The sequence below is a fragment of the Novosphingobium sp. SG754 genome (assembly GCF_013149315.1).
GTDB classification, from domain to species: domain Bacteria; phylum Pseudomonadota; class Alphaproteobacteria; order Sphingomonadales; family Sphingomonadaceae; genus Novosphingobium; species Novosphingobium capsulatum.
Genome location: NZ_JABGCC010000002.1, coordinates 412,376 through 425,303, shown reverse-complemented (window position 1 = coordinate 425,303; position 12,928 = coordinate 412,376). Strand labels below are relative to the sequence as shown.

The 12,928-nt window shown below is 64.8% G+C and carries 15 protein-coding genes; 10 read left to right on the top strand and 5 right to left on the bottom strand.

The genetic code is table 11. The features are described 5' to 3' along the window. Positions 1–71: 71 nt before the first annotated feature. Positions 72–350 (bottom strand): hypothetical protein, encoded by a 279-nt coding sequence (locus tag FHW97_RS06445; protein WP_171798427.1) that lies wholly within the window; start codon positions 348–350, stop codon positions 72–74. Positions 351–515: 165 nt separating this feature from the next. Between FHW97_RS06445 and FHW97_RS06440 the strand changes: the two genes are divergently transcribed. Next, complete coding sequence (locus FHW97_RS06440; RefSeq protein WP_171798426.1) at positions 516–1,145, top strand: DUF1826 domain-containing protein; 630 nt, start codon at positions 516–518, stop codon at positions 1,143–1,145. Here FHW97_RS06440 and FHW97_RS06435 read toward each other — a convergent pair. After that, on the bottom strand, positions 1,121–2,089 hold the full coding sequence (locus FHW97_RS06435) for a bile acid:sodium symporter family protein (RefSeq protein ID WP_171798608.1): 969 nt from the start codon (positions 2,087–2,089) through the stop codon (positions 1,121–1,123). The genes FHW97_RS06440 and FHW97_RS06435 overlap by 25 nt on opposite strands. Positions 2,090–2,218: 129 nt before the next feature. On the opposite strand from FHW97_RS06435, the gene FHW97_RS06430 reads away from it, so the two are divergent. Then, positions 2,219–3,079 carry a LysR substrate-binding domain-containing protein gene (locus FHW97_RS06430; RefSeq protein WP_054131159.1) on the top strand — a complete coding sequence of 287 codons (861 nt, stop codon included), beginning with the start codon at positions 2,219–2,221 and terminating at the stop codon, positions 3,077–3,079. Here FHW97_RS06430 and FHW97_RS06425 read toward each other — a convergent pair. After that, positions 3,043–3,987 (bottom strand): LysR family transcriptional regulator, encoded by a 945-nt coding sequence (locus tag FHW97_RS06425; protein ID WP_022675356.1) that lies wholly within the window; start codon positions 3,985–3,987, stop codon positions 3,043–3,045. The two genes, FHW97_RS06430 and FHW97_RS06425, sit on opposite strands and share 37 nt — an antisense overlap. 118 nt (positions 3,988–4,105) lie before the next feature. Here FHW97_RS06425 and FHW97_RS06420 point away from each other — a divergent pair, with 118 nt between their 5' ends. From FHW97_RS06420 to aguB, 5 genes are all read left to right on the top strand, one after another. Then, on the top strand, positions 4,106–4,804 hold the full coding sequence (locus tag FHW97_RS06420) for a pirin family protein (protein ID WP_022675355.1): 699 nt from the start codon (positions 4,106–4,108) through the stop codon (positions 4,802–4,804). Positions 4,805–4,910: 106 nt separating this feature from the next. After that, positions 4,911–5,351: an OsmC family protein gene (locus tag FHW97_RS06415; RefSeq protein WP_022675354.1), complete on the top strand. Its 441-nt coding sequence runs from the start codon at positions 4,911–4,913 to the stop codon at positions 5,349–5,351. A gap of 43 nt (positions 5,352–5,394) precedes the next feature. Continuing rightward, the gene (locus FHW97_RS06410) at positions 5,395–5,715 is read left to right on the top strand and encodes a hypothetical protein (RefSeq protein ID WP_171798425.1); all 321 of its coding nucleotides are present in this window, start codon (positions 5,395–5,397) and stop codon (positions 5,713–5,715) included. A 144-nt stretch (positions 5,716–5,859) separates the two neighbouring features. Next, positions 5,860–6,921, top strand: coding sequence for an agmatine/peptidylarginine deiminase (locus tag FHW97_RS06405; RefSeq protein ID WP_216647671.1), 1,062 nt, complete (start codon positions 5,860–5,862; stop codon positions 6,919–6,921). Then, positions 6,909–7,772, top strand: coding sequence for an N-carbamoylputrescine amidase (gene aguB, locus FHW97_RS06400; RefSeq protein ID WP_171798424.1), 864 nt, complete (start codon positions 6,909–6,911; stop codon positions 7,770–7,772). Before FHW97_RS06405 ends, aguB begins: the two co-directional genes overlap by 13 nt. Here aguB and FHW97_RS06395 read toward each other — a convergent pair. Continuing rightward, complete coding sequence (locus FHW97_RS06395) at positions 7,769–8,239, bottom strand: Lrp/AsnC family transcriptional regulator (RefSeq protein WP_171792216.1); 471 nt, start codon at positions 8,237–8,239, stop codon at positions 7,769–7,771. The genes aguB and FHW97_RS06395 overlap by 4 nt on opposite strands. A gap of 189 nt (positions 8,240–8,428) precedes the next feature. Here FHW97_RS06395 and phhA point away from each other — a divergent pair, with 189 nt between their 5' ends. Continuing rightward, a complete protein-coding gene (gene phhA, locus FHW97_RS06390; protein WP_171798423.1) occupies positions 8,429–9,295 on the top strand; it encodes a phenylalanine 4-monooxygenase in 867 nt (288 codons plus the stop codon). Between the two features lie 9 nt (positions 9,296–9,304). Then, on the top strand, positions 9,305–9,607 hold the full coding sequence (locus FHW97_RS06385; RefSeq protein WP_171798422.1) for a 4a-hydroxytetrahydrobiopterin dehydratase: 303 nt from the start codon (positions 9,305–9,307) through the stop codon (positions 9,605–9,607). Here FHW97_RS06385 and FHW97_RS06380 read toward each other — a convergent pair. Continuing rightward, positions 9,588–9,866: a hypothetical protein gene (locus FHW97_RS06380; protein ID WP_171798421.1), complete on the bottom strand. Its 279-nt coding sequence runs from the start codon at positions 9,864–9,866 to the stop codon at positions 9,588–9,590. The two genes, FHW97_RS06385 and FHW97_RS06380, sit on opposite strands and share 20 nt — an antisense overlap. Positions 9,867–9,896: 30 nt before the next feature. Here FHW97_RS06380 and FHW97_RS06375 point away from each other — a divergent pair, with 30 nt between their 5' ends. After that, positions 9,897–12,914: a TonB-dependent receptor gene (locus tag FHW97_RS06375; RefSeq protein ID WP_169047793.1), complete on the top strand. Its 3,018-nt coding sequence runs from the start codon at positions 9,897–9,899 to the stop codon at positions 12,912–12,914. Positions 12,915–12,928 lie beyond the last annotated feature (14 nt).

Sequence of the window (12,928 nt, the reverse complement as noted above, 5' to 3'; positions counted from 1 at the left end):
GCACAGGGCAACGGCGGCGAGCGTGATACCGAACAGGCCGGCAAGGATGGCCAGCCAGACTAGATCAGTCATTATGCGCGATCCTTTCGCGACACGGGCAGCCAGGCGCGCGGCGGGCGCGGCTGCAACCGGAACAGGCCAGCCCCGCCGATGCCCAGGCCCAGCCCGGCCCAGAGCGCGGCCACGATCAGCAGCGCGACGAGCAGCGCCAGCGGGCCGGGATGGCCGTGCTCGGCATATTCGACATGGGCCAGGCCCCGGGCAAGCAAGGGGACGGCGGTCAACGCGGCCAGCCCTGCGAGGCGCAACCCCATATCGCGTCCGCGCGGCCCCACAGATCGATAGTCCATGATCAGCTCCTTGGCTGTGAGATGGCGTCGATGTGGGCCTTGTGGCCGTTAAGGTTCCACGGCGCGGTGCGCGCAGGGCATAAGGATTCCGTAAAGACCGCCTGGCTTGACCGTGGCACATTTTGGCTTCAATGTAATGGTATCACATTACATTGAAGAGATGCCATGACCACCTCCCTGCCCCGCCATCCCGCCATCGCCTGCGCTCCATGCGAAGCGGTGCTGGCACAGATTCATCAGCCCGCGGTGCAGCTCGCCCTGTGGCAGCGGCCCCGCCCGGCAGCGCTGGCCTGGCTAGACGGGATCGACCTTGCGGCGATTGCCGATATCGACTGCTGGATCGATGCACCGTTTCGGGCAGATGCGGTGGACAAGCAGCTGCATGCCGCAGGATTTCCGGCGCAACCGGCCACGGCCGCGCTGACCGCCGACATCGTGCGGCAGATGCGCGGTTTTGCCGCGATAACGCACAGCCCGCGCCTGCGCCTGCGCCTCGATGTGGTGGAAACCGATGCCTGCCGCCGCTTCCACATGGACTATGTCAGCGTGCGGCTGCTGCTGCCGCTGGTCGGGCCAGGCACGCAGTGGGTCATGACCGATGCGCCGCCACACGCCCTGGTGCAGCAGTTGCAGCCGGGCCACGTTGGCCTGTTCAAGGGGCGGCTGGCGGTGGCAGAGCCGGCTGTGCTTCACCGCTCTCCGCCGATCGCCGGCACGGGGCAGCGGCGGCTATTGCTGGTGCTTGATCCGCTGGATCAGACCGCCAATGATCAGCTTTCCGGCCGGGCGGCATAGCGCCGCGCCAGCGTGGCGCAGACGAACAGCTGCGCCTGGTGGAACAGCATCAGCGGCAGGACAATGAGGCTGACGGCGTGGCCGGCGAACAGGATTGTCGCCATGGGGATGCCGCTCGCCATGCTCTTCTTCGATCCGCAGAACACGATGGTGATCTCGTCTTCTGTGTTGAAGCCCAGCTTGCGGCTGGCGAGCGTGGTGGCGACAATGACCAGCGCCAGGATCAGCAGATCGAGCACCAGCACGATCAGCAGGTCGACCGGGGCCAGGCGGGTCCACACGCCGGCCACCATGCCCGCGCTGAACGCGGCATAGACCACCAGCAGGATCGACCCGCGATCGACATAGCTGACGATCTTCTTGTGGCGGGCCAGCCAATCGCCGATGAACGGCCGCGCCACCTGCCCGGCCACGAAGGGCAGCAGGATCTGCATGGCGATGGTTTCGAGCGAATGGGCGGAAAAGCCGCCGCTGGCCGAGGTCGGCAGCAGCAGCGCGGTGAGCACCGGGGTGAGCGCCACCCCGACGAGGTTGGACAGCGACGCACTGCACAGCGCCGCCGGCACGTTGCCCCGCGCGATCGAGGTGAAGGCGATCGACGATTGCACGGTCGACGGCAGCACGCACAGGAACAGCAGGCCCACGGCAATATCGGGCGCGACCAGCCCGCCGATGAGGTGGACGACGCCAAGCCCGATCAGCGGAAACAGCGCGAAGGTGCTGGCGAAGACCAGCGCCTGCAGCCGCCAATGGGCCATGCCCTGCCACACCGCCTGGGGCGCCAGCCGCGCGCCATAGAGAAAGAACAGCAGCGCCACCGCAGCGGTGACCGCCACATCGGCCACGGCGACCCCGGCGCCATGCGCCGGAAACACCGCTGCAATCGCGATCGTGCCGATCAGCAGCAGCAGATAGGGATCGATCAGAGTGCGCAGCTTGCCCATCGGCGGCGTGTCCTTGCCAAAAATGTCAGCCTGCACCTAGGGCTCTGCGTGGCCATGCACAATCATGATCATCGCGATAACAGTCATTCATCATCTTGATAGCAGGCGATACTGTGGCATGATGGCCCGATGATCGGACCTGACCTGCTGCGTGCGTTTGTCACCGTCGCCGAATGCGGCAGCTTTACCGGTGCAGCCCGGACGCTGGGCACGCGGCAATCCACGGTGAGCCAGCAGATCCGCCGGCTGGAGGAACTGGCCGGGCGGCGTCTTTTGGCGCGCGACACCCACCGCGTGGCGCTATCGGCCGAAGGGGAAGCGTTTCTCGACCATGCCCGCCGCGTGCTCGACGCCCACGGCCGGATGGATGCCCACCTGTCCGGCCTGCGCCTTCGCGGCCAATTGCGCTTTGGTGCGTGCGAAGATTTCGTGCTGTCGGCCCTGCCCGATGTCTTGGCGCAGTTTTCGCGGCGCCATCCCGATGTCGACGTGGCATTGACCGTGGCGCTGAGCGAAACGCTCTATGACCAGTTCGATGCTGGCGGGCTGGACATCATGTTCGTGAAGAAGCGCTCCGGCGAGCGGCGCGGGGTGACCGCCTGGCGCGAGACGGTCGGCTGGGTCGCCTCGCCCGACTTCCGGCTCGATCCGGGCGATGCCGTGCCGCTGCTGCTCTATCCGCCGCCCAGCGTGACCCGCGCGCTGGCGCTCGATACGCTGGATCGCGTGCGCGCACCCTGGCGCGTCGCATTCACCAGCGGCTCATTGAGCGGGCTGACCGCGGCGGCGCGGGCCGGGCTTGGCGTGATGCCGCACTCGTTGCGCCTGGTGCCGCAAGGGCTGGCGCCGCTTCGCCCGCCCGGCACCTTGCCCGAGCTACCGGCAATCGAATTTGCCGTAATCGCGCCCGGTGGCCACAACCTGGCGGCAGAAGCGCTGACCGCCGCGATTCTTCACTGGGCGGGCGGCACGGGCGCCGTTGCTACCTGATCGACCGACCATGGCGCGCGAGACAGGTGGCGGGCGAGAAAATCGATCAGCACCCGCACCCGTGCCGGGCGCTGGCTGCCCGGCGGCGTTACGAGATGCAGTGCGATATCGGGGATGCGCCATTCGGGCATTACCTCGACCAGGCGGCCGGCGGCCATGTCTTCCCACACCATGAAATCGGGTTGCAGCGCCAGCCCTTGGCCTGCCAGCAGCGCCGGAGCCAGCGCATCGGCATTGTTGGCGCCAAGCCGGCCCTTGACCGTCACGACATAATCCCCCTCCACCGCGTGGTGGAAGCGCCAGGATTCCGGCGCATCGAGATTGGTGTAGAGCAGCCCGACATGCCGCGACAGATCGCGCGGATGGGTGGGCGTCCCATGTGCCGCAAGATAGGAGGGCGCCGCGACCAGCGGCCGGCGCACCGCACACAGCCGCCGCGCCCGTAGCGAGCTATCATCCAGCCCGGCAATGCGCAGCACCACGTCGTGCCCGCCGCCCACGACATCGACCCGCGCGTCCGACAGATCGAGATCGAGGCCCACGTGCGGGTAAGCCTCCAGGAATTGCGGCAAGAGCGGTGCGACATGGCGCAGGCCAAAGCCCATGGGCACGGCCAGGCGCACCAGACCGCGCGGCACATCGCCTTCCGCACCTGCTTGCGCCTCGGCCGCTTCGCCATCGGCCAGGATGCGCCGCGCCCGATCGAGCACGCCGCGCCCGCTTTCGGTCAGCGCCAGGCGGCGGCTGGTGCGGTGGAGCAGCGGCACGCCCAGCCGCGCTTCCAGCCGGGTCACCGCCTTGGACACCGTGGGCTTGGACAAGCCCAGGGCATCGGCGGCTGCCGCGAACGAACCAGTATCGACCACTTTGGCAAAGATCGCCCAAGCTTCGAGATCAGGCAAAGACATTATGCAATTTCCTTCACTGATGCTTTTCCATCATTGCCATTTCTTTGCAAGTGAGAATGCCTAAATTGGCCCCAACAGCTGAACGGCACCGAACGCCGCCAGCCACTGGAGACAAGCCATGATCGAACTGCGCCCCTTTTCCGGCATCGGCCGCGCCAACCACGGCTGGCTCGATGCTGCCCACCACTTCTCTTTCGCCGACTACTATGAACCGACGCGGATGGCGTGGGGCAACCTGCGCGTGTGGAACGATGACACCATCGCGGCCAAGAGCGGCTTTCCGCCCCATCCCCACCGCGACATGGAAATCATCACCTATGTGCGCGAAGGCGCGATCACCCATCGCGACAACCTGGGCAACCAGGGCCGCACCGCCGCCGGCGACGTGCAGGTGATGAGCGCGGGCACCGGGATCACCCATGCCGAATACAACCTGGAAGACGAAACCACCCGCATCTTCCAGATCTGGATCATGCCCACCCGCCAGGGTGAGCAGCCGAGTTGGGGGGCGCGCCAGTTTCCCAAGGCCGAACGCTCAGGCGAGCTGGTGGTCCTCGCCAGCGGCTATGCCGAAGACAAGGACGCGCTGCCGATCCGTACCGAAGCGCGCCTGGTCGCCGCAACGCTGCTGGCCGGGCAGAGCGTGGACTATGTCCTGGGCGCAGAGCGCAAGGGCTATCTGGTGCCGGCCACCGGCAAAATCACGGTGAACGGCGTGACGGCCGACGCGCGCGATGGCCTGGCCATTGCCGATGTCGACACGATCACCATCTCGGCGCTGGAAGACAGCGAAATCGTGCTGGTCGACACGCTGTGATGGCCTGACGCCAGCAATTGACCAACGGGGCGGCCGCAAGGCGCGGCGGCCGCCCCAGCTTACCTACCCCAACGTATCTGGCGCGCCGATCGAAAGGTTCACGGCCATGACCCAAGCCAATACCCCCGCCCATGTGCCCCATGCCAGCGCCACCAGCACCGGCGCGGGCACGTTCCAGTCTCGCCTGGCGATCGGCGGGCGCGAAGGGCAGGAGGATATCCTGGCCGATGAACCGGTGGCGCTGGGCGGATTGGGCACTGGCCCGACACCCTATGACCTGCTGTGCGCCGCGCTGGCCACCTGCACCACGATGACCCTGCGCTTTTATGCCGGGCGCAAGGGCTGGGACATTGGCGCGGTCCACACCGTGGTCACCCACGCCCGCGTTGCCGGGCAGACCCCGCCCGACCAGTTTTCCCGCGCCATCACGCTCGACCCCGCGCTGGAACCAGCGGTTCGTGACGAGTTGCTCGGCATCGCCAACCGCTGCCCGGTGCACAAGACGCTGACGCAGGGTGCCACGGTAGCCACTGTCCTGGCTGCCTGAGCGGCTGCCCTTCCCCATCCCCCGTTTTGCAAGAGGTCTTGCCATGGTTCCCGTCACTGTCACCCCCGCGCTTTCTCGCCAGGATTGGCTGGCCGCCCACGTTGGTGCGCACGATGCCGACACGATCGGTTGCCGCGCCCCGGCCATGCCCGATCACGCCAAAACCCGCCTGCAACGCTGGATGACCCGCCTGTTCGGCGACAATGCCCCGATGCCGCTCGCCGATCCGCGCCTGGAGGCCGTGCGCCGCTTTGCCTGCGCCACCCGCGCCGGCCGGCTGCCCGATGGCACGCTGATCGGCGAGTTGCACCAGCGCGGGCTGGACGATGCCGAACTGGCCGCGATCGCCCGCTTTGCTGCGTGAATGGCTCGGCGCGTGAGGTCAGGTGAACGCTTTTCATCAAAAGCGTGAAAAGGTCGCGTTTGGCAAGCCGGGAACCACAAGCCATGATCAGCCACGCCCCCCGATTAAGGCAGGGGCATGCATCATTGGCAAAAGGCAAATCCCATGCGGCTGGACCTGTCGCCCTATCTTTCGCAAAAATTCCTCATGCCAGCGGAAACCGAGCGGCATAGCGCGTGCTGGATGGCCTGGCCGGTAAGGACCGCGTTGTGGGGCGATCGCCTCGCCGCCGCCCAGACCGATTTTGCCACGGTGGCGCGTGCCATCGCCCGCTTCGAACCGGTGCACATGGTGTGCCGCGAGCAGGACGTTGCGGCCGTGCGCGAACAGTGCGGCGACGCCGTAACGCCATTCATCGCGCCGATCGATGACAGCTGGATGCGCGATTCCGGGCCGACGTTCGTGCGTGGCAGCAAGGGCGGCCTCGCCGTGGTCAACTGGGCGTTCAACGCCTGGGGGCGCAAATACCACCCCTATGCCGCCGATGCCGCGCTCAAGCGCCGGATGGCCGAGCAACTTGGCCTGCCGCTGGTAACCTGTCCCTTGACAGCCGAAGGGGGCGCGATCCTGTCTGATGGCGAAGGCACGGTGATCACCACCGAAAGCTGCCTGCTGCACGCCAACCGCAATCTGGGGCTCACCCGTGCCCAGGTCGAGGCGGAGCTGCTCGCCGCGCTGGGTGCGGAAAAGATCGTGTGGTTGCCGGGCGATGCGGCCGAGGTGGAAACCGATGGCCACGTCGATTGCCTGGCGGCCATCGTGCGGCCGGGTGTGGTGATGATGGAAGACCCGGCGACGGCCAGCGGTGCGCGCGCCGAGACGCTGGCGGCCAACCGCGCCGCTCTGCTGAAGCAGCGCGATGCGCGCGGGCGGCCCTTTGCGATCATCGATCTTCCCGCCGCGCCCACGATCGATCCGCGCGATGCCCGGCACCAGCCTTCCTATGTCAACTTCTACATTACCAATGGCGCGGTGATCATGCCCGGCCATGGCGTGCCGCAAGACGATGCGGCGCGCGCTGCCGTGGCCGCCGCGTTTCCCGATCGCGCCGTGGTCCAGCTGGTGTTGCCGGCCCTGCCCTATGGCGGCGGCTCGATCCACTGCATCACCCAGCACCAGCCCGCACCGCATTTCCTGCCCGATGGAGCCCAGCCATGCGCCCAGTGACCGTTGCCGCCACCCAGTTTGCCTGCACCTGGGATCTTGCCGCCAATCTCGATCGCGCCGAAATGCTGGTGCGCGAGGCGGCTGCGCAGGGCGCCCAGGTCGTCCTGCTGCAGGAACTGTTCGAAGCGCCCTACTTCTGCGCCGACGAACGACCTGATCACTTCGCGCTGGCCCGCCCCTGGGTCGGCAACCCGGTGATCGCCCGCTTTGCCGATCTGGCGGCCGAGCTGGGCGTGGTGCTGCCGATCAGCTTTTTCGAAAGCGTGGGCGCAGCACACTTCAACACCCTGGCGATGATCGATGCCGATGGCACCGAGCTGGGGCTTTATCGCAAGAGCCACATTCCCCAGGGGCCAGGCTATCGCGAAAAGTACTTCTTTGCCCCGGGGGATACCGGGTTCCAGGTGTGGGACACCGCCTTCGGCCGCATCGGCGCTGGCATCTGCTGGGACCAGTGGTTTCCCGAGTGTGCGCGCGCCCTGGCCTTGCAGGGCGCCGAACTGATCCTTTACCCAACAGCGATCGGCAGCGAGCCGGCCTTTCCCGGCTATGACAGCCAGCCACACTGGCAGCGCGTGATGCAGGGGCATGCCGGCGCCAACATGGTGCCCGTCATCGCGTCAAACCGGGTTGGCTTTGAAACGAACCAGGACGGTGACATCACCTTCTACGGCTCGTCCTTCATCGCCGACCAGTTCGGCGCCGTGGTAGCCCAGGCCCCGCGCCAGGGTGAGGCGGTGATCACCGCCAGCTTCGACCTGGACGAAATTGCCCCGCAGCGTGCCGGCTGGGGCCTGTTCCGCGATCGCCGGCCAGAACTCTATGGCGTGATCGGCACCTACGGCGGCTAAACCGGCAATTGCGTGGTGGCCTTGATCCGCTTGAGCGCAAAGTGCGAGGCGGACGTGGCCACCGCCGGGTGGCGCAGCAGGGCATGCATCAGGAAATGCTCGTATTGCGCCATATCGCGCACCACGATGCGCAGCTGATAGTCCCATTCGCCCGACATCGACAGGCATTCGAGCACTTCATCGCGATCCAGCACGAATTGCTCGAAACTGCCACGGGCCTGTGCGTCATGGGCCTTCATCCGCACCTGGCAGACGGCATCGAGCGCCAGGCCCAGCGCAGCAGGATCGAGCAGGCGCACCGCCGGCCCCAGCACCCCGGCCTCCTCCAACGCCTTGAGCCGGCGCCAGCACGATGCGGGCGAGGTTCCCACCGCCTCGGCCAGGGCGGCGTGGCTCAGATCGGCCTGGCGTTGCACGGCCTGAAGCAGGCGGCGATCGAGAGCGTCAAGGGCAAGCGGGGCGGTCATGGCGTCTCTCATGGGGTTGCGAACGACAGAGGGAAGCAGCGAATCAAAAGGCAATTTGTGCATTGCCGCGAAAATCGTGAAGCATTCATACCAGCATCATTGCATAAAACGATACAGATCATTCACCCTCGGGCGATCGCCCTCGCATTCTGAAACGACTTTCCAGATCGACTGCGACACACTGCGCGGATGGCCAGCGATCTTCCCCTCACGCCGCCCCCTGGTGCTGCCGCCGATTGGACAGTGCCGCAGGACTGGGCCAGCTACACGCCGGCCGACCATGCCACGTGGGACACCCTGTTCCGCCGCCAGGTGGAAATGCTGCACGATCGCGCGGCGCCGGAATTCCTGGCCGGGCTGGACATCCTGCGCCTGTCACGCCCCGGCATTCCCGATTTTGCCGAACTGTCAGAGCGACTCTATCAGGCCACGGGCTGGGAAGTGGTGGCCGTGCCGGGGCTGGTTCCCGATGCGGTGTTCTTCAATCACCTCGCCAACCGCCGCTTCGTGGCCGGGCGCTTCATCCGCCGGCCCGATCAGTTGGACTACCTGTCCGAACCCGACGTATTCCACGATGTCTTTGGCCACGTGCCGCTGCTCGCCAATCCGGTCTTTGCCGATTACATGCAGGCCTATGGCCAAGGCGGACTGCGAGCGCAGGGCATGGACGCCCTCGTCAACCTGGCGCGGCTCTATTGGTATACCGTGGAATTTGGGCTGTTGCGCACGCCGCACGGGCTTCGCATCTATGGCGCGGGGATCGTGTCCTCGCACGGGGAAAGCGTGTTCGCGCTGGATGACCCCTCGCCCAACCGACTGGGTTTTGACCTGTCGCGGCTGCTGCGCACGGACTATCGCATCGACACCTATCAGCAGAGCTATTTCGTAATCGACAGCTTTGCCGACCTGCTTGACCAGACCCGCAATACCGATTTCGCCCCGCTCTATGCCGCCGTGGCTGACCTGCCCACGCTTGCCCCCGACGCCGTGATCCCGCAGGATCGGGTATTGCACCACGGCACGCAGGCCTATGCCCGGCGCATGCCCGCTGCCTGAAGGAACGCCATGAACGAAACCAGATCCCTCGCCGCCCTTGGAGAAGCCGAACTGGTACAAGCCCTGGTGCTGTTGCCGCACTGGCAGCATGACCGGGCGCGCGCCGCACTGTACCGCCGGGTCGTCATGCCCGATTTTCCTGCGGCTATGGCATTCATGGTGCAAGTCGGCTTTGCCGCCGAGCGGATGGACCATCACCCGGAATGGAGCAATGTCTACAACCGGGTGGACATCTGGCTGACCACGCACGACGCGGGCGGCATTTCGACGCGTGACGTGGCCCTGGCTGGAATCATCGACGCCCTGATCTGAATTCCGCGACGCTGGCGTAACGGCCCATCACCCCCGGAAGTGATTCCGGGGTTTTTTTCGTGTGCGGCATGGCCTGGCCGCCCTGCTCGTCGCCACGGCATTGCTGCAACCGCGTTGTCGAGAAGCCATCACCATGCGCCTTCAAATAACTGGCGAAATTGGATTTTTTGAAAGGCGTTTTGGTAACGTTCAGAAAACGTTTGACGCAAAGAGCATTCACGGGCAATTTGATAAAACAAAATTGTTTAATCGTAGGCAAGACCTACAATCTTCAGGAGAGGACATTTCGATGCGATCGTTTGCGTCTCGTTCCCGCGTGCTGCGTTACGCGGTATCGGCCATCGCACTGGCAACCCCGGTCCTTGCCACGGCCCAGACCGCTGAAAATCCTACCACTGACAGCGCTGCCGGAACGGCCGAACAGGCGATTATCGTTACCGGCATTCGCGCCTCGGTCGCCCGCGCGATCGACGTGAAGCGCAACAGCGCCAGCGTGGTCGATGCCATTTCCGCGCAGGATATCGGCAAGCTGCCCGACGTGACGATTTCCGACTCGCTGCAGCGCATTCCTGGCGTGCAGATCCGGCGCGACGCCGGCGAAGGTGCCAGCGTGAACGTGCGCGGCCTGCCCCAGGTGCAGACGCTGCTCAACGGCGAAGCCTATCTCGGCGCGAACTCGATCACGTCGGTCCAGCCCAACTTCACCGACATTCCTTCGCAGTTGTTCTCGGGCGCGAACGTCATCAAGTCGCCCACCGGCACGCTGCTCGCTTCGGGCATCAGCGGCACGATCGACCTGCTCACGCGCCGTCCGTTCGATTTCAAGTCGGGCCTTTCGGGCGCGGCGGCTGTCGAAGGTTCCTATGGCGACAAGGCCAAGAAGTGGAACCCGCAGGTCAATGGCCTGCTCGCCTGGCGCAACGATGACGTCGGCTTCCTGGTTTCGGCGTCCTACGCCAAGGTCGATCTGTCGAACTCGTATTCGGGTATCCAGCGCGATTACGGCGGCCGCCTCGCCAATGAATCGATTGGCGACGCCACCGGCTACGGCGGCTTCCGCTTTGACGATCCCAATCGCGGCACCTCTATCTACAACAACGGCCTGCTCACCGGCGTGGACGTGAACGGCGATGGCGATGCCAACGATACCTATTTCTCGCCCCAGGCCCACACCGGCTGGAACCGCATCACCACGCGTGAGCGCTTCGGCCTCAACGGCTCGTTCCAGGCGCACCTCAACGACAAGCTCGACCTGGTTGCCGACGGGTTCTACACCAAGCAGACGCAGTATGATCGCACCGCTGGTTTCCAGTTCCAGGCGGTGAACTGGCAGGCGGCCGATTTCGTGCCGGGCCACTCGCGCGATACCGGCGTCAAGATCAACGGCTACAACTTCAACGTCGTAGACCAGTACAACTACACGCTGCAGAACTTTGACAGCTATTCCGAAACCGGCCGGACCAAGTCTGACTCGATCAACCTCAACCTGGAACTGCGCTATAACAGTGGGCCGTTCAAGGCGACGCTGCGCGGGCTTTATGGCAAGGCGCACAAGAACTTCGACGACAGCTATTTCCAGCTGAGCCTGTCGAACGGCAAGCAGTGGTTCAATGGCGTGGGCCACTATCCGGCCGCGCTGGGCGGCGATCGCACGTTCAACCCGCTGGGCTACACCTACAACACCCTGCCCGCCTCGATCGACTATCGCGGCGAAATGCCCAATTTCACCCTGCCGAACGCGCTGGCCAGCAACCTGGGGAATCCGGCGGCCTACGGCTTCAAGACCACGTCTTCGGAAAACAACTACCGGTCGAATTCGGATCTCAAGGTGGCGCGCTTTGACGCCAGCTATGAATTTTCGCCCGATGTGTCGTTCGATTTCGGTGCGCGCTATGGCGAGCGTGGTGCAGAAGCCTATTACTTCGATCGTGCCGCGCCGTTCTATGCCGGTCAGGGCGCATCCGATCCCAACGGTTGCTACGTCAAGTGGAAGGCGTTCGACGTTCAGATGAACAGCAGCAGCTGTTCGGCGGGCGATGCCAACGGTTTCTATACCGCGGGCCTGACGCGCCTGGGCAACGACGCGACGATCTCCAAGTACCTCAAGCAGTACACCGTGCCGGCCGGGGGCGTCGGCGCGTTCTACGTGCTCGATCCGCACGCGATGGACGATGCCGCCTCGTTCCAGAACAGCTTCTATCCCGGCAACAAGGAATTCGTCATTCCGGGCCGGTCCTATTCGATCAAGCTCCACCAGAAGTCGGCCTATGGCCAGCTCAACTGGAACACCGAAATCGGTGGCATGGCGCTGCGTGCCAACGCCGGCCTGCGCGTGATCAACACCACCTTCAACGTGCGCCAGAACATCTCGGGTCCGGGCCAGCCCTATGGTCTTCCGGCTGCCGACGTGGGCGATATCTATACCCACCGTTCGTTCACCGACTGGCTGCCGGCGCTCAACGCCTCGCTCGACGTGACCGAAAAGTTCCGCGTGCGCGCTGCGTTCTCCAAGAACATGACGCTGCTTGATCTTGCACAGTGGGGCGGTGGCCTCGATCTCAACTATGCGATCGATACCACGTTCAACCCGCCGATCTTCCGCGTGTCGGGCGGCAATTCCAACGGCAACCCGATGCTCGATCCCTGGCGGTCGACCAACTATGAAGTGTCGTTCGAATATTACCTGAACCGTACCAGCCTGATCAACTTTGGCCTTTATCGCATTGATATCGCCAGCTTTGTGAAGACGGACTCGGTCAAGCGGACGGACCTGCCCGATCTTGACGGCGTGGTGCGCAGCACCGTGTTCATCAACTCGCAGGTGCAGGGTCGCGGCGGCTATCTGCAGGGCATCGAAGCCGGGGCCAAGCTTGGGTTCGATTTCCTGCCGGGCGTGCTCAGCGGCTTTGGCGTCGATCTCAACTACACGCTGTCTGATTCCAACGCCGGGGGCACCAACCTGAACGGGGCCAAGCTGCCGTTCCAGGATAACTCCAAGCACCAAGTCAACGCGGCGCTGTGGTTCGAAAAGTATGGTCTCCAGGCCCGCGTGGCGTGGAACTATCGCTCGGCCCGCGTGGAGCAGACGAACTTTGCCGGCATCGACGGCCTCACGCTGATGCAGGCGCCGACCAACTATGTCGACGCGTCGGTTTCGTATGATATCAACAAGCGTCTGACGATCTATGCTCAGGGCTCCAACCTGACCGGCGAACATGAGCGCTATTACCTCGCGTTCCCCGACCAGAAGGCCTTCAACAACATCTACGAACGCCGCTTCCTGATCGGCGCCCGTACCAAGTTCTAAGTCTATCGCACCAA